This window comes from Chryseobacterium sp. WG23, assembly GCF_024586575.1.
In the GTDB taxonomy this organism is placed as follows: domain Bacteria; phylum Bacteroidota; class Bacteroidia; order Flavobacteriales; family Weeksellaceae; genus Chryseobacterium.
Genome location: NZ_JALCZE010000001.1, coordinates 490813 through 512786, shown reverse-complemented (window position 1 = coordinate 512786; position 21974 = coordinate 490813). Strand labels below are relative to the sequence as shown.

General features: G+C 37.0%; 22 protein-coding genes. 10 read left to right on the top strand and 12 right to left on the bottom strand.

Features of this window, described 5'->3' with window-relative positions:
- Nucleotides 1-41 precede the first annotated feature (41 nt).
- The 9 genes from MP477_RS02360 to MP477_RS02320 all read left to right on the top strand — a co-directional run bounded on the left by MP477_RS02360 (nt 42) and on the right by MP477_RS02320 (nt 7505).
- Nucleotides 42-1067: a methyltransferase gene (locus tag MP477_RS02360; protein ID WP_257188987.1), complete on the top strand. Its 1026-nt coding sequence runs from the start codon at nt 42-44 to the stop codon at nt 1065-1067.
- A 145-nt stretch (nt 1068-1212) separates the two neighbouring features.
- Nucleotides 1213-1545 carry a single-stranded DNA-binding protein gene (locus MP477_RS02355; RefSeq protein ID WP_047491066.1) on the top strand — a complete coding sequence of 111 codons (333 nt, stop codon included), beginning with the start codon at nt 1213-1215 and terminating at the stop codon, nt 1543-1545.
- A 14-nt stretch (nt 1546-1559) separates the two neighbouring features.
- The gene (locus tag MP477_RS02350) at nt 1560-2015 is read left to right on the top strand and encodes an HRDC domain-containing protein (protein WP_257188986.1); all 456 of its coding nucleotides are present in this window, start codon (nt 1560-1562) and stop codon (nt 2013-2015) included.
- A 124-nt stretch (nt 2016-2139) separates the two neighbouring features.
- Nucleotides 2140-3507: a histidine--tRNA ligase gene (gene hisS, locus MP477_RS02345; RefSeq protein ID WP_257188985.1), complete on the top strand. Its 1368-nt coding sequence runs from the start codon at nt 2140-2142 to the stop codon at nt 3505-3507.
- 194 nt (nt 3508-3701) lie between these two features.
- Nucleotides 3702-4565, top strand: a complete 864-nt coding sequence (locus MP477_RS02340) for a PH domain-containing protein (RefSeq protein WP_257188984.1) — start codon at nt 3702-3704, stop codon at nt 4563-4565.
- Nucleotides 4566-4576: 11 nt separating this feature from the next.
- Entirely contained in the window at nt 4577-5422 is an 846-nt protein-coding gene (locus tag MP477_RS02335) for a PH domain-containing protein (protein WP_257188983.1), read from the top strand.
- Between the two features lie 18 nt (nt 5423-5440).
- On the top strand, nt 5441-6082 hold the full coding sequence (locus MP477_RS02330) for a GNAT family N-acetyltransferase (protein ID WP_257188982.1): 642 nt from the start codon (nt 5441-5443) through the stop codon (nt 6080-6082).
- Nucleotides 6083-6146: 64 nt separating this feature from the next.
- Nucleotides 6147-6680, top strand: coding sequence for a PH domain-containing protein (locus tag MP477_RS02325; protein WP_257188981.1), 534 nt, complete (start codon nt 6147-6149; stop codon nt 6678-6680).
- 33 nt (nt 6681-6713) lie between these two features.
- On the top strand, nt 6714-7505 hold the full coding sequence (locus MP477_RS02320; RefSeq protein ID WP_257188980.1) for a bifunctional 2-polyprenyl-6-hydroxyphenol methylase/3-demethylubiquinol 3-O-methyltransferase UbiG: 792 nt from the start codon (nt 6714-6716) through the stop codon (nt 7503-7505).
- Between the two features lie 333 nt (nt 7506-7838).
- On the opposite strand, the gene MP477_RS02315 is transcribed toward MP477_RS02320, so the two are convergent.
- The 4 genes from MP477_RS02315 to MP477_RS02300 form a co-directional block, all read right to left on the bottom strand.
- Nucleotides 7839-8075: a YtxH domain-containing protein gene (locus MP477_RS02315; protein WP_257188979.1), complete on the bottom strand. Its 237-nt coding sequence runs from the start codon at nt 8073-8075 to the stop codon at nt 7839-7841.
- Nucleotides 8076-8173: 98 nt separating this feature from the next.
- The gene (locus MP477_RS02310; protein ID WP_257188978.1) at nt 8174-9016 is read right to left on the bottom strand and encodes an isoaspartyl peptidase/L-asparaginase; all 843 of its coding nucleotides are present in this window, start codon (nt 9014-9016) and stop codon (nt 8174-8176) included.
- A 49-nt stretch (nt 9017-9065) separates the two neighbouring features.
- Nucleotides 9066-9554 (bottom strand): hypothetical protein, encoded by a 489-nt coding sequence (locus MP477_RS02305; protein WP_257188977.1) that lies wholly within the window; start codon nt 9552-9554, stop codon nt 9066-9068.
- A gap of 51 nt (nt 9555-9605) precedes the next feature.
- A complete protein-coding gene (locus tag MP477_RS02300) occupies nt 9606-10496 on the bottom strand; it encodes a cyanophycinase (RefSeq protein ID WP_230035220.1) in 891 nt (296 codons plus the stop codon).
- Between the two features lie 198 nt (nt 10497-10694).
- On the opposite strand from MP477_RS02300, the gene cphA reads away from it, so the two are divergent.
- Nucleotides 10695-13325 carry a cyanophycin synthetase gene (gene cphA, locus MP477_RS02295; RefSeq protein ID WP_257188976.1) on the top strand — a complete coding sequence of 877 codons (2631 nt, stop codon included), beginning with the start codon at nt 10695-10697 and terminating at the stop codon, nt 13323-13325.
- Nucleotides 13326-13467: 142 nt separating this feature from the next.
- On the opposite strand, the gene MP477_RS02290 is transcribed toward cphA, so the two are convergent.
- The 8 genes from MP477_RS02290 to MP477_RS02255 form a co-directional block, all read right to left on the bottom strand.
- Nucleotides 13468-13959, bottom strand: coding sequence for a MepB family protein (locus MP477_RS02290; RefSeq protein ID WP_257188975.1), 492 nt, complete (start codon nt 13957-13959; stop codon nt 13468-13470).
- A 63-nt stretch (nt 13960-14022) separates the two neighbouring features.
- Entirely contained in the window at nt 14023-15207 is a 1185-nt protein-coding gene (locus MP477_RS02285) for a hypothetical protein (RefSeq protein ID WP_257188974.1), read from the bottom strand.
- 100 nt (nt 15208-15307) lie between these two features.
- Nucleotides 15308-16141 carry a type 1 glutamine amidotransferase gene (locus MP477_RS02280; protein ID WP_257188973.1) on the bottom strand — a complete coding sequence of 278 codons (834 nt, stop codon included), beginning with the start codon at nt 16139-16141 and terminating at the stop codon, nt 15308-15310.
- Between the two features lie 33 nt (nt 16142-16174).
- A complete protein-coding gene (locus tag MP477_RS02275; RefSeq protein WP_230035230.1) occupies nt 16175-17293 on the bottom strand; it encodes a carboxylate-amine ligase in 1119 nt (372 codons plus the stop codon).
- Nucleotides 17294-17324: 31 nt separating this feature from the next.
- Nucleotides 17325-18278 carry a RimK family alpha-L-glutamate ligase gene (locus MP477_RS02270; protein WP_230035232.1) on the bottom strand — a complete coding sequence of 318 codons (954 nt, stop codon included), beginning with the start codon at nt 18276-18278 and terminating at the stop codon, nt 17325-17327.
- Between the two features lie 183 nt (nt 18279-18461).
- Complete coding sequence (locus tag MP477_RS02265) at nt 18462-19175, bottom strand: alpha/beta hydrolase-fold protein (protein WP_257188972.1); 714 nt, start codon at nt 19173-19175, stop codon at nt 18462-18464.
- Nucleotides 19176-19210: 35 nt separating this feature from the next.
- Nucleotides 19211-20416 (bottom strand): acetyl-CoA carboxylase biotin carboxylase subunit family protein, encoded by a 1206-nt coding sequence (locus MP477_RS02260; protein ID WP_257188971.1) that lies wholly within the window; start codon nt 20414-20416, stop codon nt 19211-19213.
- A gap of 141 nt (nt 20417-20557) precedes the next feature.
- Nucleotides 20558-21973: a leucyl aminopeptidase family protein gene (locus MP477_RS02255; RefSeq protein WP_257188970.1), complete on the bottom strand. Its 1416-nt coding sequence runs from the start codon at nt 21971-21973 to the stop codon at nt 20558-20560.
- Nucleotide 21974: the final 1 nt, after the last annotated feature.

Genomic DNA, 21974 nt, shown 5'->3' with positions numbered 1-21974 from the left:
TCATAAAGTAATATGTTAAATTAAATCAAAAAAAAATAACCATGAAAAAACAATTTATTAAACCAGCATTTACTGAGAAGATGTTTGAAATGTTAGGAGGGATGTGGATTACCGGCTGTATAAAGACGGCCGCAGAACTGAATATTGCAGACCATCTGGAAGCTGGTCCTCAAACAATCTCTTCATTAGCAAAAGAAACAAATTCGCAGGAAAAACAGCTGTACCGGATTATGAGAGCTTTGAGCAGTGTTGGGATCTTTGAAGAGCTGGAAAATAAAACCTTTCGATTAAATGATTTTGGAGCCACTCTGCTAACAGGAGTTCCCGGGACTGTAAAAGATTTTGTGCTGGCTAATTTAAGAGAACATTTTCCAGGTTTTATGGAACTTACTTATTGTGTCCAAACCGGAAAGATTCCTTTTGAACATGTTCATGGAATGAATCTCTGGGAGTATTATAGAGAATATCCGGAATTAGGCGCCAATTTTGGCAGAGGAATGACAGGGCTTTCCAATATGGAGCTCTCAGGAATTATTAAGACCTATGATTTTAGTCCATACAAAAAGATTGTAGATATTGGAGGGGGAAACGGGATAATGATGTATGCAATCTTAAATGCGACTCCCGGGAGTTCCGGGATTATTTTTGATGAAGCACATGTAATCGAAAATACCACTCAGCTCATTCCCGAAAACCTAAAAACAAGGTGTTCTGTAGCTACAGGAAGCTTCTTTGATCAAGTTCCGGCAGGGGCTGACCTGTATACTATGAAATGGATTATCCACGATTGGAACGATGATGAATGTATACAGATTTTAAAAATATGTTGCGAGGCTATGTCTAAAGGAGCAAAACTATTAATTATAGATGCTGTTATTCCCGATGATTCTCAAAATAAACCACACCCAGCCAAACTCCTTGATATTGTGATGATGGCTTGTATTACCGGTCGGGAAAGAACATTGAATGAATTTAAAGAACTGATTGAAAAAGCAGGATTGCAGTGTAATCAGCTTATTTCAATCGGAACAGAAGCCAAAAGCATTATCGAATGTGAAAAGATATAACTTATCCGACGGCAAACGACTACAAGTGAATTTAAATAGTTTATAACCGACTGGCTTGTGGTGACATCGCAATCTTTGCAACAGAGATTTGAGAAAGCAGTGAACGTCTCTTATCTAATTTATTAATCTTTAAAATATAAAAGTTATGTCACTAAGAAACAAAGTAACACTTATTGGTTACACAGGTAAAGAAGTTGAAATGGTAAACTTCGACAATGGAAACGTAAAAGCCAGCGTATCTTTAGCTACCAGCGATCATTACACCAATGCCAAAGGTGAAAAAGTAGAAGAAACACAATGGCACAATCTGATTGCATTTGGGAAAGTAGCCGAAATTATGGAAAAATATGTTCCCAAAGGAAAAGAAATAGCTATTGAAGGAAAATTGATGTACAGATCATATGACGATAAAGACGGCGTAAAAAGGTACATTACAGAGATTCGTGTAGACGAGATCCTTTTGTTAGGAGGTAAATAATTCTAAAAATGCAAATGATGAAAGTAAAAGTTTTTAAAATAAGACTTCCTGAAGAATTTCTCTACAAAGATCAAAAAATGCTTGATGATTTTCTGGAAGTGAATGAAATTATAAAAGTGGAAACGGCTTTTGTAAATGATGAATGCTATTGGTCTGTTATATTGTATTTTGAAGCCTTGAAATCGGCGAAAAATACGGTGAAAGAACCAAAAGTGGTAAAATACTCTGCCGAAAACGATTTTTTGAATACTGATGAAGAGCAAATTCTGAATGCTCTGAAACTTTGGAGATCTGAGAAAGCCAGAGAACAGAATCTGCCTACTTACTTTATAGCAAGTAACAAAGAATTAATTTCTGTAGCCAAGTATAAACCCGCTAAAAAAGAGGAACTGCTCGAGATTAAAGGATTCGGGAAACATAAGATTGAAAATTATGGCGAAGAAATACTGGAAATCCTTGAAAGTGTCTGATTTTTCAGCATAAATGATCAAATAACAACAAAAGCCGGGGAAGGTTACTTCTCCGGCTTTTTTTATGCTGTGTAAAGTCATAGCAATTCCTTATTTTTGCAACTATCAAAATGACATACTAGAAATGAAGCCAAGTTTAGCAAAAGGAACAAGAGATTTTACAGCACAGGAAGTTTCCAGAAGAAAATATATCATCAGTATTTTACAGAATAATTTTGAATTATTCGGATTTCAGCCATTGGAAACTCCAAGTTTTGAAAATCTTTCTACCTTAACGGGAAAGTACGGAGAAGAAGGCGATCGGTTGATCTTTAAAATTTTAAATTCAAGCATCAATGAAGCAAAAGAAGATAAAAAAGAGCTGATGCTTCATGATTTTCAAAAAGCATTGGATAAACCCTTTAATTCGGAATATCTTACTGATAAAGCCCTTCGCTATGACCTTACCGTACCTTTTGCAAGATTTGTAGCCATGAATCATGGGAAACTGACATTCCCGTTCAAGCGTTCTCAGATCCAGCCGGTTTGGAGAGCAGACAGACCTCAGAAAGGAAGATTCAGAGAATTTTACCAGTGTGATGCCGATGTAGTAGGAAGTGAAAGTTTATTGCAGGAGGTAGAGCTGGTTCAGCTGTATTTAAAATCATTCGCTGATCTTGGAGTTTCTGTAACTATTCACATGAACAATAGAAAGATTCTTTCGGGATTAGCTGAATATGCTGGGATTACAGATAAACTGATTGATTTTACGGTAGCTTTAGATAAGCTTGATAAAATTGGAAAAGACGGAGTGGTTACAGAATTGCTGGAAAGAGAGATTTCTCAGGATTCTATTGATAAACTGGATTTTCTGTTTAGTCAGTCTGATGACGCGCTGGAAAACCTTCTTCAGCTTAAGGAGAAATTTGCAGGCAATGAAATAGGACTGAAAGGGGTGGAAGAGTTGGAATATGTTCTTACGCAATCTCTGAACCTTGGTGTTAATATGCAGAATCTTGTATTCAATATTACATTGGCAAGAGGATTGGATTATTATACCGGAGCTATTTTCGAAGTGAAAGCGGATGAAGTGGCTATGGGATCTATTGGAGGAGGAGGTAGATATGACAACCTTACAGAAGTTTTTGGAGTTAAAAATATTCCGGGAATAGGGATTTCATTTGGGTTGGACAGAATCTATCTGGTCATGGAAGAACTGAACCTTTTTCCTGAAGAAGCTTCTTCTAAAATAGAATATTTATTTGCCAATTTTGGAGGTGAAGAAGTAACAGAAGCTTTAAAACTAATTATACAGCTAAGAGCAAAAGGAATTTCAGCGGAGCTGTATCCTGAAAGTGCAAAACTCAACAAGCAGTTTACTTATGCTGAAAAGAAAGGTATTAAAAACCTTGTTTTCCTTGGAGAGGAAGAGATTAAAAATAATACTGTTACTTTCAAAAACCTTGAAGCTGGGGAACAGAAAACGGTTTCTTTAGAAGAGTTTTTAGGATAATAATATTAGACATATATTAAAAACAAATCAACCACAAAAATTGCTTTTGTGGTTGATTTATTTGATGGATGCTAAGATTTAAATACTTTTGACCTTTAATATCGGTTCAGAATTTGTAATTTGGAGTCGATGTTATAAAAGCAGGGTGAAATGATACCCTGTATTCATAAAAAACTTTTAAACCTAAAAACCAAATGAATACTATTTGCGCATTGTGCGGTACGCCGCTTACGGAAACAGATCTGTCTGTAGGTAAAAATAAACTGGCAGACGGTGGTTATTTGTGTGCAGGATGCCTTACTAAAGCCATTAATATCAATAGAGACCTTATCAATACTCTTGATCAGTTTTATTTTGCGGAAATTACAGGAATGTTTCTGAAAAGTAAAATTGAGGGCAGTCAGAATCCGGGAGGATCCCAATATACAGGAAGCAGCCATTACGAATATGATGCCCCTACCAGGCTGGATCAGATTAAAGATCAGATAGTGGCTCTTAATGCAAGGCTAAGTGTCTTGGCCAATGAAGAAGTCAATGCATTGGATACTGTGCTGGATCAGAATGAAAATCTTCTGGCAATTGCAGAATGTATATACCTCCAAAATAAACGCGAAGGAATTGTTTTTGCAACGCCAAGAAGAGTTGTTTTTATTGATAAAAAGATTTTGGGTGGAGTAGTCAGGAATGAGTTTCCTCTTCATGAGATTGTTTCTATTGAACATACTGAAAATCTTCTGTATTCTATTCTGAAAATAAATATTAAAGGGGCTTCTGCAGAATTTAAATTACACAACAAAAGTGACGGAAGGGCATTTTCAGATGTTCAAAGCAGGAGTATGGCTTATATTGAAAATAAATTCAGACAGGATTCAACGTCATTACAGGCATTTACTCAAACTATTCCGGATCTGGTACAGGAAAATGTATATTCTACTGATAAAGGAGATTCCGGAGCTATTCTTGAGCAGCTGGAAAAATTGGGTAAGCTCAGAGAAAGAGGAATTTTGACAGATGAAGAGTTTGCAGAACAAAAGAAAAAACTGCTTGATAAATTATAAAAGAAAAAGAAATGAGCAATAATTGTGCATTGTGTAATACAGAATTAACATCCATGGATACGCTTTTGGGGGCTAATAAACTCTCGGATGGCAATGTTTTATGCAATAAATGTTTAAATAATGCAAGCAATATCAATGACGAATTGCTTTACAAGCTTAATGCATTCAGCATTGATGATATTAATGAAATGCTGATCACCGGGAAAAAAGAAAAGACTCAGATATTGGCAGTTACAGAACAGAATCTTCCTGCAGCTATAGATTCCGGGTCCCGTCAAATCTCAAAAGAGGTTTATAAACGCAGACATCAGAAAATAAAGCATGAGCTGGAAATGCTGAATGCTAGCCTCTCCATGTTTACCAAAGGAGAAATCAAAGAACTTCCTTACTTGATTTCTGAAGATGAAAAAATAATTGCGATTACAGATGCTCAGTTTGTCAATACATTGGCAGCCGGGATATTGGTAGCAACACCCATGAGATTGATTTCTGTATCAAAAGCCATGTTCGGGGCAGCAAAAATCAATGAGTATCCTAACGAAATTATCAACGCTGTAAGTTTTGTAACAGATCCAAGATCGCCAATTATTAAATTACATCTTGATGAAAGAGTGGTAGAGTTTGAATGTTTTATGGATAAAGATGATGCAGAGAAATTCTACGACAAGATAAAAACTATTTATAATAATCCTAAGGAACAGTCTTCGAAACAAATTGATACTGTAAAGGGTGTTTCAGTTTCATCAGAAGAAGTTTTTGATCAGCTTGAAAAATTAGGAAAACTGAGAGAAAACGGAATTTTAACCGATAAAGAATTTGCAGAACAGAAAAAGAAACTGCTGGAACAATTAAAATAAAACTTTTAACACTGAATCATGAAGGATAAAGTATCAATAGTAGAAAAATGGCTTAAAGGATGGTGTTTATCAAGAGAAGTGTCTTTTCCTGTACCATATACATCAGGATTCAGGGTGATTGTAGGCGATGAAAAACAAAAAGAACGTTTTGTATTTCCTCAGCTTAATGATGATTTTTTCCAACTTGCAAATTCAATTGATGAGCCTTGGATTTATCTGAAAGTATCCACTTCTCCTGATGAATTTATAGAGAAAATCCCTGAAAGATGGAAACTGCAGCCACAGGGATATATGATGACCTGTTTTCACCCGATGAATTTCCCGGAAATCAGTCTTGCAGAAGGATATTACCTGGAGTTTTCTGAGTACAACACTACTTTTGTTGTCAGAATTGTAGCAGAAAATGGCGAGCAGGCTTCTATAGGCCGTATCTCTCTTATAGATAATATTGCGGTTTATGACAGGATTATTACCGAAAAAAATCACCAAAGGAAAGGACTTGCTACTTTTTTACTGAAAGAACTTGAGAAAATAGCTCTATCAAAGGGATTTTCAAATAATTTATTAGTGGCTACAGAAGAAGGAAAACTATTGTATGAAACCTTAGGATGGAAGATGTACTGCCTGCACACTTCCGTTGTGATACCTGGAGAAGACTAATACTTTTATTGAATTAAATTTTTTATTACTAAGAAATAGTAATTTAGCTCCATAAACTAATGCTATGAGTGAAAAATCAAGACTTGACGAAATAAGGGATGAGCTTAAGAAGCTGGATATCAGTCCTACCATATTTGCCCGAAAAGAAATTCATGAACTGCCGGAGATCCTTTTGGCAGATGAAAAAATTGTCTATCTTGTTGAAGGCAGAAACAAATTAAACAATCATCATATTATTTTAGTAGCCACAGACAGAAGATTGATTTTTGTGGATAAGGAATTCATGTACGGATTGAAAGTAGAAGACTTTTCTTACAGCAAAATAAGTTCCATACAATATGAAACAGCATTCTTACTGGCTTCCATAGATATTCAGGTTACAGATGATATCGTAGAGATTGATGGAGTAGGAAAGTACCATGCTGAGCTGTTTTGTGAAAAAGTAAGAGAGTTCATATCTCGTCCTGAAGAAACTTTTCAGAACAAATCTGAACCTAATGTTTTAGACCAACTCGAACAATTAGGAAGATTAAAAGAATCCGGAGTCTTAAGCGAGGAAGAATTTCTGGAGCAAAAGAAAAAATTGCTTGAAAAATAGCGAACCGGGCTTACTACTTAAAGAAAAACAATCATGGAAAATTACTTAGAAATCAATAAAAACTCATGGAATGCCAAAGTAGATCCGCATTTGAAGTCGGATTTTTACTTTGTAGATGAATTTTTAAATGGCAGAAGTTCACTCAATTCAATAGAACTGGAGCTTCTGGGAGATATACAAGGAAAGAGTATTTTGCACTTACAGTGTCATTTTGGGCAGGATTCTATTTCGCTTTCAAGAATGGGGGCAAAAGTGACAGGAATTGATTTGTCGGATAAAGCAATTGAAGCAGCAATCAATTTGGCTCAGCAATGTGAAACCGATACGGAATTTATCTGCTCAGATGTTTATAATTTACCGGATGTTTTGGATAGGCAATTTGATATTGTTTATACAAGTTACGGAACTATAGGATGGCTTCCTGATCTGGAAAAATGGGCAGGGGTAGTCAGTCATTTTCTGAAGCCTGGCGGTCAGTTTATTATGGCGGAGTTTCATCCAGTAGTTTGGATGTTTGATGATGACTTTACAAAAGTAGCCTACAATTATTTCAATGAAAAACCAATTGTAGAAACCTATGAAGGTACTTATGCAGATCAGTCGGCACCTATTGTACAGGAATATGTCATGTGGAATCATTCCCTGGCAGAAGTTCTGGATAATTTGATTAAAAAAGATATAGAACTGAAAATATTTCAGGAATTTGACTGGTCACCATATCCATGTTTCAGGCATGTAGAAGAATTTGAAAAAGGAAAATGGAGAATTCCCCAGTTTGGAAATAAAATACCATTGGTATATGCATTGATGGCTCAGAAAAAATAACCGGTTAATAATTCGGATATTCTATTTTAAGGAAGCAAAGAAAGGCTACTTTGTCGCTGAATAAGTGATATAAAAAGTTGGCTTCATCAAAATCGATTTCCAATCGATTCATTTCTTAGCATACTTAAAATCAAACATAATAAAAATAGAACTTTGCGTTAAAGAGAAACCACCCAATTTTACGCCTGATCTTGAAATATGTGAGTCGTCCTAAAATAGGTTGACAGAAAACCAACTTATTTTAGGGCGGGACAATGACCATCAAAAAGCCACCGCAATAATTACGATGGCTTTTTCTATATATGAATGTTAAAAAAACTACTTTCTATTTTCTTAGCTTAAAGTATCTTCAGCTTTTGTTTTAGCTTCATCCACTTTACTCTGAACCTGAGAAGCAACGTCATTGGCTTTACTTTTAAGGTCATTTCCCCATTTGTTAAGATTATCTTTTGCTGTATTGATTTTATCTTTTACAGCTTGTTGATCTTCAGGAGTTGAATTCTTATATTTCCAGTAAGCTAAAGCTCCTAATCCTAATAAAGCTAATATGCCTTTTGTTTTGTTTCCCATGATTTCTATTTTTAAAGTATTAATATTAAAATTTGTTATTAATAAGTATGTAAAATACGTGCCAAAAAAATAAATACAATGATAAAAAAATGTTAAAATTAAAAGAAGACTTCAAAATCTTTACCATCGAAACTTGCAAAAACCATAGTAGGATAGGAATCCTGATGATAGATATTTCCATTGTTGTCTATAGCAATGGCTCCCGCAAATCCATCAATAGTTTTAAGCTCATCAAAAGTTTTTTGAAAGGCTTTTTCAAGGCTCATGCCGTCAGTAACCCTTGTTACAATTTTTGTGGCAGTGGCATTGCTTACAATATCTTCACCCACACCTGTACAGCTTACTGCACAGAATGAATTGGCATAATTTCCGGCCACAGTGGCAGAATCTGAAATTCTTCCCGGAATTTCGAACCCTTTTCCGCCAGTGGAAGTAGCGGCGGCTAATTTCCCTTCTTTATCAATGGCTACACAGCCTACTGTTCCTTTTCCACCATTGCTGAGCTTGGCTTCATATTCTTTCCTTCTTTGTGGGATTTCTGTAGAAAAGTGTTCAAAACCATGCTCTGTAGCATAGATCTTTGCTCCTTTCCCTCCTAAAACACGGTCATCTTCCCCAATCAGATCTTTGGCAACGAGTATGGGATTTTTTACATCCTGAAGGTTGATGACGCCACTTAATTTCTGGGTATCCCCGTTCATAATAGCTGCACTCATACGGATAACACCATCACTCTGAATTTGTGAACCGATTCCCGCATTGTACAAAGGATCATCCTCCAGAAGAGAAACGGCATAGGCTACTGTATCAAAGGCCGAATGAGTCTGAAGGTATTCAAATGCTTTTTTGGCTATTTCTTTTAAAGATTCCTGTTTTGCGGTCTTTACTTCATGGCTTTGATCGCTTTCCGAAAAAAAACCACCGTGGATAATGAGCTTCATAAATAAAGTTTAGTTTTTACTTTTTAAATTATTATCTGTCTGGAAAAGGTTAATAAGGCACTGTAGTCCTTCTAAAATGAACCCTTAATTCCTGACAAAGCTTTGAAATATTTTCTACATTATGCTTTTCTACAATCATCAGCTGTAATTCATCAGAATAACTGTCTGCGAGCTCAATAATTTCCAATGGAGGATTTTCCTGATCAAGCCTGGGCTGCAGCCACGCAAAATAATCTGATACATATTTTACTCCCATTGGAAAATCTCCGATGATATTGTTAAGGCTTTCATCAATGAGCTCGTGTATTTCATCTATTTTGTCACCACGGATCAGAAAAGAAAACAATTCGTTAGTAACTGAAAACTCAAAAGCACCGTCTTCATCACTTTCAATTACCCATTCCGCTTCATTATCGGCTATATACTGAGCTGGGTTTGTATAAGCAAAAGAACAGTTTGAAATGATTTCCTGTTTATTGGCAACGTCATAGCCCTCCAAAAGGAGATCTATAAATTCTTCAATTTTTCCTTCTGCCATTTAGCTTTATTTTTTAACTAAAATAGGAATTACTTTTGAATAATTTTTAGATTATTTATCCTGTGGAATAGGGTTAAACTGAGAATTTTCAATAGTCAGTGTTTTCGTAGTAAGATCATAATGATCGTTCATAGACATTACATGTACCGTTAAATTATCAATAGAGATAGGTTCTCCTAAATTAATATTCGTAAGGTTGGTGTCTTTGATGAATCTGCCGTCAACTAAAATAACAAGACCGGAGCCTACAGCAGTCATTACATCATTATGGATGAAAAGTCCTGTATCTTCACCTAGTCCGATTCCCAATGTTCTCGGATTATTAACCACAGCCTGGAAAAGGCGCCCGATTCTGCCTCGCTGTACAAAATGAGTATCAATGATAACATTATCAATTAATCCTAAGCCTTGTGTTGTTTTGATTTCTCCTTTTAACAGAGCTTCAGAACTGCTTCCCTGATAGATCATATTTTCAGAAGCAGCAGCAGCTCCTGCGGAAGTTCCGGAATAAATGAAATCCTGTTCCTGATATTTTAATAAAATAGTGTCGTGAAATCTTGTTCCTCCAAGAATAGAAGTAAGTCTCAACTGGTCTCCACCGGTAAACATCATTACATCTGCAGCATTGGCTCTTGCCACCATGGCATCAGAATTCGCTTCTTCGCGGTTGTGGATATCCAGAATATTGACATTTCTGGCACCTAGAAACTCAAATGCTTTTTTGTATTCTGTTCCTACGATCTGAGGAATTTGAGAGGCTGTTGTTACAACCTCGATAACAGAATCTTCCTTCAGTTTTGATTCATTAATAATCTTTCTTAAAATTCCTCGCTCAAAAAAATTAAGGTTCTTCTCGATGTTCTGATCATAATCGGTTTCCGCAAAACTTCCTTTGTTTACAGCGCCTCCGATAACTATTAATTTTCCAACAGGTTTCGTCATGGTACAAAATTAAAAAATAATTAACATTATTTGGCGAAATTCGTGCCATCTTTAGTTGATTTTTAATGTTTTAAAAATGTGAAGAGAAATTAATTTTTTTTTAATAAATCTTTAAATCTGCTATAGTTTCGTTTAGGGTTTTACATTATCTTTGGCTATAAAAGGAGTTATTGTTAACTGTTAAAATGCCAATAGACTATGAAAATCGAAAAGATTCAGGCACTGCGTGGTCCTAATATCTGGAGTATCAGAAGAAAGAAACTGATACAGATGAGGTTAGACCTCGAAGAAATGGAGAATTATCCTACCAATAAAATAGAAGGATTCAGGGAAAGGATTGAAAAATTAATCCCATCGTTGATGACTCACAGATGCTCAGAAGGAGTGGAAGGAGGTTTTTTCCATAGAGTGGAAACGGGAACCTGGATGGGGCATGTGATAGAGCATATTGCTTTGGAGATCCAAACGCTGGCCGGTATGGATGTTGGCTTCGGGAGGACCCGTGAAACCAAAACTCCGGGAATATATAATGTGGTATTCAACTATATTGAGGAGAATGCAGGAATTTATGCTGCTGAAGAAGCTGTGAAAATTGCTTTAGCCCTAATAGAAGGGAAAGACTATGATATCAATGCCTGTATTCATAAACTAAAAGAGATCAGAGAGCGTGTTCGGCTCGGTCCCTCCACCGGAAGTATTGTTGAAGAAGCAGTTTCCAGAAAAATCCCGTGGATCAGACTGGGAACCAATTCTTTGGTGCAGCTGGGATATGGGGTGAATCAACAGAGATTCCAGGCGACTATTACAGGGAAAACAAGTTCCATTGCTGTAGATATTGCATGTAATAAAGAACTCACTAAGAGAATGCTTCATGATGCTGCCATTCCTGTTCCTATCGGAGATCTTGTCGTTGATGAAGAGGATTTAAATGCTGTGATCAAAAAAATAGGTTATCCTATCGTTTTGAAACCCCTGGATGGGAATCACGGAAAAGGATCATCAATTAACGTAAACGATTGGGAATCTGCTAAAATAGGATTGGAGCATGCTCAGAAATATTCTAAAAAAGTAATTGTTGAAAAATATATTACAGGGTATGATTTCAGAGTGCTGGTTATAGATAATAAAATGGTTGCGGCAGCAAGAAGGGTTCCCGCCCATGTAGTGGGAGACGGCGAGCTGAACCTTCATGAGCTTATTGAAAAAGAAAATAAAGATCCAAGAAGAGGATATGGGCATGAAAACGTACTTACTGAAATAGAGGTAGATAAAGATACTTTGGAATTGCTGGAAAAGCTTCAGTATACCCTTGAAACAGTACCTCAAAGAGGAGAAGTGGTATACCTGAAATCAACGGCAAACCTGTCAACGGGAGGAACTTCAATAGATGTTACCGATATGGTGCACCCGGAAAATATCACAATGGCCGAAAGAATATCTAAAATCATAGGCTTAGATGTATGTGGTATTGATATTATGGCGGAAAACCTGACCCAGCCTTTAAAGGAGAGCGGTGGTGCTATTATAGAAGTAAATGCAGCTCCCGGGTTCAGAATGCATTTGGCTCCGAGTGAGGGATTGCCAAGAAATGTCGCGGCTCCGGTAGTGGATATGCTGTATCCACAGGGAAAACCTTCTACAATTCCGATCATTGCTGTAACAGGAACCAATGGAAAGACAACAACGACTAGGCTGATTTCACATATTGTTAAAAGCAATGGCCATAGGGTAGGTTTCACTACTTCAGACGGTATTTATATCCAGAATACCATGCTTACAAAAGGAGATACTACAGGGCCGCTTTCTGCAGAATTTATTTTAAAAGATCCTACTGTAGAATTTGCCGTTCTTGAAACTGCCAGAGGGGGTATCCTGCGTTCCGGATTAGGCTTTTCACAATGTGATATAGGAGTATTGACCAATATTGAGGAAGATCACTTGGGAATGAATGATGTTCATAACTTAAGAGATCTTACCAAAGTAAAAAGAGTCGTTCTGGACAGTGTAAAGAAAAGTGGCTGGAGCGTTCTTAATGCTGATAACGAATACTCCATGAAGATCGTTAATGATCTGGACTGTAATGTGGCTATTTTCAGTATGAATGAGAACAATCCCCATATCGTTAAGTTTGCGAAAGAAGGAAGAATTACCTGTGTATATGAAGAAGGTTTTGTAACGATCAAAAAAGGCGACTGGAAGATCAGGATAGGAAAAGCGAAAGACTTTCCTATTACCATGGAAGGAAAAGCCAGATTCATGATTGAAAATGTATTGGCCGCGAGTTTGGCGAGTTATCTTCACGGGTTTGGAATTGAAGATATCTCCAATTCTTTACGAACATTTATTCCGAGTGCACAGCTTACTCCGGGAAGGCTGAATGTCTTTAAATTCAAAAACTTTAAAGTTCTGATTGATTTTGCCCATAACCCTTCAGGCTACGAAGCTATTGAAGATTATCTGAAGAATGTTGAATCTACCAAGAAAATAGGCATTATTTCTGGGGTTGGAGACAGACGGGATAGCGATATCAGGGAGTGTGGAAAGATTGCCGGAAGAATGTTCGATTATATTATCATCCGTAATGAAAAACACCTTCGTGGAAGAACGGAAGATGAGATTAACGGGCTTATTATAGACGGGATTAATGAAGCCGGTAAAGACGTAAGTTATGAGATTATTCCAAAGGAAATTGAAGCGTTGAAGCATGCCATGGGAATGGCTGAAGAAGGAACGTTTATTACAGCTTTAAGCGATGTAATTTCTAATGCGATTGACCTTGTACAGGAATATCAGGCACGAGAATTACTGGAAGATAATAATAACTTTTAAATAGAATTTTGTTTTTTAATAAACTTAATTGTATCTGTTTAATAACAAAGCCTTCGAATCTTTCGGAGGCTTTTGTTTTTATAATGTCCCGTCCTAAATAAGTTGGCAAAGCAGAAATGTCTTATCCCGCACTAAAATTGAATTAAATATTCAACAGGAGCTTAGCTTGCTGAAGCATTTTATTTTTATCATCAGAAAATCCGATGAAATATTTTGTCTGCCATTCCTGAGTTTTTTTTGCCTGTTTACTTTCTGTGATATCCCAACCAGGATATACCCTGATTCCCCGTTTACCGGTTTTTTTTCCATCAGATAGGATTCCTTTTTCTGACAGAACCTTTTTTGGAAAAATAAATATTCCCGAAAGAGAGTCTTTAAAAGCTGCAACCATATAAAAATCAAAATTATCACTCAGTTCAAAAGGGGTTGTTTCTCCCTTTTCATTCCTCTTCCAAATGGTTACAAACTGCCCTGTTTTGGTAGGTGTTATTTTGGAAATACGAAATTTTATTTTCAAATGATTTACTGTACAATTAAAACCTGAGTAATCTTTGCATTCGGGATCTTCTTCAATAGCTGAGCAGACCAGTCCAAGTGATTGAAACATCAGCTCTTCAAAGGTTTTTACATTCATTGAGTGGAGTTATTCTAAGGTGGAGTGATTGAGTTTTGAGTTGCAAAATTGATAAAAAATAAATTAGTCTAAGGCAAAAAAAGCATTGGAACTTCCAATCCAAATAGCATCTTTCTTGTTGAAGTCTACATTCACCATTGCCGCTTTGGTCATTCTTCCCAGATTTTCCAGCAGAATAGGGCGTTCATCATTTTCTCTCCAAATATACAATAACCGGATCTCTGCTTTTGAAAATTCACCGTTGATATCTTCAAAAATAGGTTCATAGCTTACTTTTCTCTGCAGAATATAGTTTTCTTTATCTTCAATAGCCTCCGTAACCTCCTTTGTTGGGTTCAGATTCACCCCACTTCCTGCGAATGAAAATAAAGGCTTCAATACAAAATCTTCAAGGTTTTCATGTTGGGGAAATTCATGTAAAAAATAGCTTTTGGGAACATACTGATGTTGTAGCAGCGGAAGAAGGTATTTTGATATTTTAAAGAACCAGTTGGGGTGTGTAATCCATTGTACTTCCACGTCTTCACGGAAATCAAATTCTGTAGTGAGATTAGGGATTCTGTCCAGCTCATCAAAAATAACCCGATTATAGATTCTTTTGATCTGAACCAGTTTTCCATTGTTCTCATAGTATAGTTTTTTGCCGTCCTTTTTTACTTTTGTCAGACAGACAGTTTTAATACCCAGTAACTTTTCTGTTAAAGCAAAATCTATTGCTGTTTTCTGTTTTTCGGGAAAAATTTCCAATAGGATTACATTTTCAGGGTTTTCATCACCTACGATCAGTTCCTTCAGGAGACTTTTAAAGGTTTCGTGAGGCATTGGGTTTCTGATCTCCGAAAGAAAAGGGTAGACTTCACAAAATGCATCCTCAAAAGTTTTCTGAAAAGCATACAATGAAGGAAATGCCTGCAGCTCAATCAGCTGAGGTACTATTTTTCCATTTTTACCTCTGCACACTCCAAAATCTATAGTGAAAAAATGAGGCCTGTTGGTATCATTAGGAACCCTGCAGTTCTCAGGAATAGCTTTTCTCAGAGTTTCCGCCGGAAGTGCATTGATCTGGCTGATGATGCTTTCAGTGGCCTCAAGAAGTTTTGTTTCAAATTCTTTGGAAAGAATAATCGGGCTTTCTGAAATCCTGAAGCCAGGTTCTACACCGCCTTTTTCTTTTAAGATATCTTTGAGCTGCCGGTATTTTTCTTGAGAATATTCCTGATTAAACTGTTTTCTGTATTTTGGGATCATATTTTTTCTTTTGTGATGTTAAAAAAATCGAGCATGTATGCCCGATTTATGTATGGTTTAGCTACTTAATGTGAGTTCACATGCATGTTGTTCACAATTTTTAAGCTAAAGATTCAGCCTTTTTCAAAATGTTTTTTTTTGCAAACTGAAGGAACCTTGGAAGGACCTGGTTTCTGGTTAGGATGATTTTATCTTCATCATCTATTCTATCCATTGTTTCAAGATATTTTTCCATTCCGAAGTTTTCGATCATGGCTTCTTTGTTTTTATCATCTTTCAGATTTTCTATCAAAGCTTCAGGACTGGCTTCAGGGTGAAACTGGGTTCCGAATATTTCATCTGAAAAGCGGATAGCCATTATGGCCCTTTCTAAATTGATATGGGGACGGGATTTTTCTATAGCAACGATTTTCATACCCAATTTTTCAAAACGCTTATGATCTGGCTCAATAAACTGATAGGCTCTGGAGTCTACTGCATAAAAAGGATCCTGAAGATTTTTAAATAAAAACTCCTCTTTGCCTTCTTTTGTTTTGTGAACAGGCATGACTCCGAAAGAGTAGGATTTTCTTTTGCAGATATTGCCCAGATTCCAATGAATACTTGCCAGCTGAAATGAATGACAGATCAGGAACAGGTATTTTTTATCTTCATTATACTGATTATGCTCAAAAATGGCGTCTAGAAATAGCGCAAACCTGTTTTCCCACTCTAAACCTTCTCTGTGTGGATTACCGGGACCACCCGAAGAAATGAAGATATCAAAATCTCCAATTTCCGGCATTTCATCTTTAAACCTAATATCAAATGTTTTAATAACTACATTTTCTTCAGAATTCTGTTGGAATGCTTCAGAAATTTCTTTTATGTTCCTAAAGCCTTGATTAACATGGTTGTTATTCATATCCAGCAGAGCAATTCGAATATCTTTCATTACATCATATTTTTTGTAAAGTTACCAAAAATATTATGAAGCAGGCTGGCCGTGTGTGATTCCATATTCTGTTTCTGAGATCATATAATCTACTACTTTCGTCAGATCTCCTGTTTCCTTAAATATTTGAAGCTGTCTGTCTGCACCGGTTCCGTTTTCCAGAATCGTCCAGGCATATTCAACTTCATTCCTGCATCCTAAATCATCTACTACATCATCTATAAATTCTAAAAGTTCTTTTAAAAGATGAGGATACGGAACAGATTCTTCTTTTCCAAAATCAATCAGATGTGCGTCAATACCACTTTTGGAAGCCCTCCATTTATTTTCATTCAAAAGCAGCCTTCTATAGCTTCTGAAACTTAAATTCAGCTGATGGAGCTTGTAAATCTTAGCAACAAGGCACTGCATAATGGCAGCAAGGCAGACTGTTTCGTCAATCCTTAAGGGCATATCACAGATTCTGAATTCTATGGTAGGGTAAAATGGATGAACCCTTAAGTCCCACCATATTTTCTTGGCATTATCAATGGTTCCGGTTTTGATCAGAAGATCTACATAACTGTCAAACTCTCCTAAAGAATTAAAATAACTGGGAATACCTGTTCTTGGAAACTTGACAAAAATTTCCTGTCTGTAAGATTTAAAACCTGTGTTTCGTCCGATCCAGAAGGGTGAATTGGTAGAAAGAGCGTAAACATGGGGAAGAAAATAACGCATGACATTCTGTATTCTTACTCCTTCTTCACGGTTAGGAATTCCAATATGTACATGCAGGCCAAAAATAAGGTTTTCACGGGCAACATCTCCCATATCATCAACAATTTTGATATACCTTTCTCCCTGCGTGATGGTGTTTTCTGACCAATGTGAGAAAGGATGTGTGCCTCCTCCGGATACCCGCAATCCCTGTTCATGAGCGGTATTGATCAAATGCCGTCTTAAATTCGTCAGTTCGGCCCTCGCTTCCTGGATATTCTGACAGATCCCCGTTTCCATTTCAATCATGGATTCGTGCATTTCGTGTTTTAAATTTTCACTTAAAACGGCTTTGCCACCTTCAATGATTTTTGAAACGTGAGAAATAAGATCCCTGCTTTCAACATCAATGATCTGATATTCTTCTTCGATTCCAATAGTAAATTGATGCATTTTCTTGTGTTTTTTTATTTCTTTTTCAATGTTATTTGATTGAATCCTTCACAAAGGTTCCCCAGGTAATATTAGGTTTTCCCGGAACATATTCTTTAGCTTTTTCTACAGCCAGTTTTGCTGCATGTTCTATAATCCAGGCAAAGTTTTCTTCTCCTACAGAATTTCTGTCTGCATCCGGAGCCGGATTGCAGAAATCAATAGCATAAGGAATGCCGTCTCTTACCGCAAACTCTACTGTGTTGAAATCATACCCTAGCGCTTCATTCATCTTGATGGTATAATCGTGAATGGTTTTTAATAGTTTTTTCAGCTCTTCACCCTCAGTCTGATGAGTGGTGGCATATCTCAAATGAGGTGCATTTCTGGGCTCATAAGGCATGATGTGAACATATTTTCTTCCCAGACAGTATACCCTGTAATAATCTTCGAAAATGATTTCCTCCTGAACCATCATTACCAGCTGTTCCGTTTCTCCCAGTTTATTCCAAAGGTCATCAGGGTTTTCAACTCTGTATACACTTTTCCAGCCGCCACCATCGTGAGGTTTCATATAGGCTGGGAAGCCCACATAATTGAAGATATATTCCCAGTCATGAGGAAACTTAAGGTTTCTGAATGAGGTTTCCGAAGTGTCGGAAGGCCTTTCATGGGAAGGCAGCAAAACAGTCTTTGGAAGGGGGATTCCCAATTTGGTCATCAGGGCATTGTTGAAAAATTTTTCATCGGCACTCCACCAGAACGGATTGTTGATTACGTACGTCCCGTTAAGTGCGGCATTTTTCAGGTAAGCTCTGTAAAAAGGAACATCTTGTGAAATTCTGTCGATAATCACTGCATATCCATAATCTGCTCCTTGCTCCAGTTTATCAATGGTTACAGGTTCGGCTACAATCTCTCCGCCACCCAGTTCATTGACCTTGTCTATGAATGCCCAAGGGAACGTATCTTCCATGCCGAATAGAATTCCTACTTTTTTTGTCATAATTTTTGTTTTTTTATTGGTATATATTTTTACTATTTATCATTCCTAAAACGAACCTGTTAAATCTTTGATTGGACACCTCTCGGGGAAGGTGAATCACCACGTATTTAATTGTGATATTCAGGAAGGGTGAAAGTTTTTAAAAACTTAAATGTTACAGCTTTGTGGTTTATAAATCGTTATTTAAGAGAAATAAGCACTTATAAATGTAGGAAAGACCATTCTCCATAACGGCCAGTCATGTCCTATCCATTTTCTTTCATCATACCAGAAGTCTATGCCTTTTACCCTTAGGATTTCTGCCATTTCAATATTCTTGTCTTTACAGATATCCTGATCGGAAGTGCTGAGGACAATATGCATATGTTTATATTTCCAGGCCTCATCATTTTTTATAAACTCCCTTGGGCAGTTGAAGTAAACCAAATCATCAGAATACCCATCCATAAAATTTCTTATGCTGAAAGCTCCCGAAAGACAGAACAGATGAGAGACTACATCAGGAAACCTAAAGGCAAAGTTAGCCGCGTGATAGCCTCCGAAGCTGGCTCCGGCTACTGCTACCCGATGGGTTTTATGGAGTTTCTGAATATAGGGAACAAATTCTTTAATGAGGAACTGTACATAGCGTTCATAATTTCTTATTCTCTGCTGTGGCGAAATACTTTCATCATAAAAGCTCCAGCCGTCGATGGTCTGGATATTATACAATTTTACTTTTCCCTGTTCTACAAACCAGTTGATACTTCCATTGAGATGAAAATCATGGTTTTGGGTATATTGGCCCTGAGAAGTTGGAAACATAATGATAGGATGTCCGTAATGTCCGGTCACTTCCACTTTAAGGCTTATTCCCAGTATATTTGAATAATACTCCGTATGTTCTATATGAGGCATTGATAAATTTTTCTTTAATAATTATGTTTAATGGCTCAGCTTCTTACTTTTGGCGGTAAAATATTGAGCATTTCTGCCTGGATCTTATCGGCAGCACTATCCAGTTTTTCCTGTATGATAGCAGAATCCTTGGATTTGTAAACAATTCCAACGTGATGATCTATCGGCAGAAACTTCACGACCTCTTCACATTCAAAATTACTGTAATCCGGTTCCTTATCTTTAATCAAAGCAATGATTAATCCCGAATAATATCCTGTAGGAGGAGAAATGGTATAAGATTTAACCCTTAAAAGAGCATCCTCAATTTTGGCCCACTCTCGCCAGATATTAATATTGCTTGATGCTTCCACCAAATCGGGAATGTGTGCTCCACCTACCCTGGAAGATGTTTCCAGGAAGTACCATTTTCCGTTTTCTTTTCCCCGGATAAACTCTGTATGGGTTGCCCCATTGAGCAGTCCGAAATTGGTGAGAACTCTGGCATTGATCTCTTCAAGAGCTTTAAATTCTTCTGAATATCTTCCTAAGGTTTTAGACCTGAACACGCCTCCTTCATGAGAAACCTGCATAGGAGGAGCCAGATATTTTGAAGCTGAGGTAAATACTATTTCTTTATTAAAAGTAAGGCTGTCTACATGATAAACATCTCCGGGCTTAAAGCTTTCCAGTAAAAAAAGGTGACGTTCTTCCCCAAGAAGATCTAAAGCTTCATGAAGCTGCTCTTTGGAGGTAAGTTTCTTAATTCCCGATGCTGAAGCTTCTGACCGTGGTTTCAATACCCAGGGAGCAGGAACCCTTTCTGCAAAGCTATTCACCTCATCATCATTGAAGACCGCGGTAAACTCAGGAACACTGATTCCTGAATCTTTCGCTTTCTGCCTCATAGCCAGTTTATCTCTGAAATACCGGTGGGTAGTCTGTCCCATCCCCGGAATACGAAATGTTTCTCTGATCAGGGCAGCTTTCTCCACATCGTAATCATCAAGAGCTACTACAGCATCTACTTTTCGGGTTTTCATCAGATGTGAAAACCCCTGAATTAAATGCTCAAGATTCCATACTGAGGGTTTTAATTCCGGCATATAGAAGGTTTCTTCAATAGCATGCCAGGGCCAGTTTTTTTCTTTAAGGTTTTCTGATGTAATTAAGATTATTTTATTACCGAGTGCTTTCATTTCGTCCATGAAATCGTAACCCTTGTAATAGCACGAAATACATACAATAGTTTTCTCCTCCATATAATGTTTTTTTAAGTTTAGTGAATTATCAAAAATAAAAGCAATTCTTTGTTGTTTGATTAATATCAAAAATTGAAATATGCTGAACTTTTGAGAAATCTCTACTCAAGTATACAGAGTTTTTTTGTAAAAAACTAATTTTTAATGATAATTTTCGATTAAATCGGCCAGTAATTGAACCCCAAATCCGGTGGCTGCTTTTTCCTTAGCATACTTCACATTTCCGAAGGCTACTCCGGCGATATCTAAATGAGCCCAACGAGGGTGGCCTTCAGTGAATTGCTCTAAGAATTTTGCGGCGATAATACAATCTCCAATAGGCTTCAGAGAGATGTTTTTCAGGTCTGCTACATCAGACTGGATGTCATCTTTCCAGATGTCCCAAAGCGGAAGATTCCACAGTCTCTGATTAGTCTGATCTCCTGTTTTTATTAAAAGATTTTTCAGGTCTTCATTATTGGAAAATAAAGCACCGCAAGTATCCCCGAACATTCTTACGGAACTTCCCGTGAGTGTTGCCAGATCAATCATACAATCGGTTTTATAATTCCTGGCAAGATAGGAGAGCCCGTCTGCAAGGATCATCCTGCCTTCTGCATCAGTGTCTATCACTTCAATTGTTTTTCCGTTGTATGCAGTTACTACATCACTTGGAATGAATGCCTTTTCAGAAACGGCATTATCCGTGATAGGAAGAACGGCTATGATATTGACGGGAAGCTTCATTTCTGCAGCATAGATAAGTGCACCTAAAACGGCTGTAGCACCGCCCATATCAGATTTCATATAGTGTAAATTGGTGGAACCCTTGATGGAAATACCTCCCGTATCAAACAATACGCATTTTCCTACTAAACCGACGGTTTTAGCATTTTTAACAGTAGTTTTATATTCTAAAATGGTGAAAGCCGCATCATAAGCACTTCCCTGATTGACGGCCAGATAAGCACCCAAGCCGAGTTCTTCACACTTTTTTCTATTGAAAACAGTGTATTTTAACCCGTGTTTTTTAGCTAAGTTTTTAAGGTATGCACTGAAAATATCAGGCTTTTTCAAATTGGCAGGCTTATTCAGCCATTCCTGGCAGGCGGTTTGCCCATTGCTTAATGCTTCTGCTTTCCGACTGATTAGATCCAATGTTTTCTGACTTATATTTTCAGAGTGAAGCTCAAATGCCGGATTCCAGAATGCATGTGTTTTTTCAAAAGGATAATTGTAGGTTCCTGTTAACAATCCTTTTACAAATTCCTCAAATTGTTTCTTGTTGATGAAATCTGCCACTACTAAAGTGGGAACAGCTAACAGCTTTTCTTTTTGTGCCTGAGAAAATGCATTCCCTACCTGTTGTATTTCAAAATCCTGAAGAGAGTTTTTACCTAAACCAATAAAATAAATAATGGTTTTCTCATCCGTATGAACAAAAGTTTCGTATTTCTTTCCGGTAAAAAAGTTGCTTATATTTTTATTGAAATTTGTATAGGATTTTGCCCATTCTTCTTCCGTGAACAATTGAAAAACCTGGGAGTAATTCTTATTTTTTTTATGGATTAATTTCATA

Coding starts and splice junctions, on each gene's coding strand:
- MP477_RS02360 (WP_257188987.1), top strand. CDS start 42: ATGAAAAAACAATTTATTAAACCAGCATTTACTGAGAAGATGTTTGAA.
- MP477_RS02355 (WP_047491066.1), top strand. CDS start 1,213: ATGTCACTAAGAAACAAAGTAACACTTATTGGTTACACAGGTAAAGAA.
- MP477_RS02350 (WP_257188986.1), top strand. CDS start 1,560: ATGATGAAAGTAAAAGTTTTTAAAATAAGACTTCCTGAAGAATTTCTC.
- hisS (WP_257188985.1), top strand. CDS start 2,140: ATGAAGCCAAGTTTAGCAAAAGGAACAAGAGATTTTACAGCACAGGAA.
- MP477_RS02340 (WP_257188984.1), top strand. CDS start 3,702: ATGAATACTATTTGCGCATTGTGCGGTACGCCGCTTACGGAAACAGAT.
- MP477_RS02335 (WP_257188983.1), top strand. CDS start 4,577: ATGAGCAATAATTGTGCATTGTGTAATACAGAATTAACATCCATGGAT.
- MP477_RS02330 (WP_257188982.1), top strand. CDS start 5,441: ATGAAGGATAAAGTATCAATAGTAGAAAAATGGCTTAAAGGATGGTGT.
- MP477_RS02325 (WP_257188981.1), top strand. CDS start 6,147: ATGAGTGAAAAATCAAGACTTGACGAAATAAGGGATGAGCTTAAGAAG.
- MP477_RS02320 (WP_257188980.1), top strand. CDS start 6,714: ATGGAAAATTACTTAGAAATCAATAAAAACTCATGGAATGCCAAAGTA.
- MP477_RS02315 (WP_257188979.1), bottom strand. CDS start 8,075: ATGGGAAACAAAACAAAAGGCATATTAGCTTTATTAGGATTAGGAGCT.
- MP477_RS02310 (WP_257188978.1), bottom strand. CDS start 9,016: ATGAAGCTCATTATCCACGGTGGTTTTTTTTCGGAAAGCGATCAAAGC.
- MP477_RS02305 (WP_257188977.1), bottom strand. CDS start 9,554: ATGGCAGAAGGAAAAATTGAAGAATTTATAGATCTCCTTTTGGAGGGC.
- MP477_RS02300 (WP_230035220.1), bottom strand. CDS start 10,496: ATGACGAAACCTGTTGGAAAATTAATAGTTATCGGAGGCGCTGTAAAC.
- cphA (WP_257188976.1), top strand. CDS start 10,695: ATGAAAATCGAAAAGATTCAGGCACTGCGTGGTCCTAATATCTGGAGT.
- MP477_RS02290 (WP_257188975.1), bottom strand. CDS start 13,959: ATGAATGTAAAAACCTTTGAAGAGCTGATGTTTCAATCACTTGGACTG.
- MP477_RS02285 (WP_257188974.1), bottom strand. CDS start 15,207: ATGATCCCAAAATACAGAAAACAGTTTAATCAGGAATATTCTCAAGAA.
- MP477_RS02280 (WP_257188973.1), bottom strand. CDS start 16,141: ATGAAAGATATTCGAATTGCTCTGCTGGATATGAATAACAACCATGTT.
- MP477_RS02275 (WP_230035230.1), bottom strand. CDS start 17,293: ATGCATCAATTTACTATTGGAATCGAAGAAGAATATCAGATCATTGAT.
- MP477_RS02270 (WP_230035232.1), bottom strand. CDS start 18,278: ATGACAAAAAAAGTAGGAATTCTATTCGGCATGGAAGATACGTTCCCT.
- MP477_RS02265 (WP_257188972.1), bottom strand. CDS start 19,175: ATGCCTCATATAGAACATACGGAGTATTATTCAAATATACTGGGAATA.
- MP477_RS02260 (WP_257188971.1), bottom strand. CDS start 20,416: ATGGAGGAGAAAACTATTGTATGTATTTCGTGCTATTACAAGGGTTAC.
- MP477_RS02255 (WP_257188970.1), bottom strand. CDS start 21,973: ATGAAATTAATCCATAAAAAAAATAAGAATTACTCCCAGGTTTTTCAA.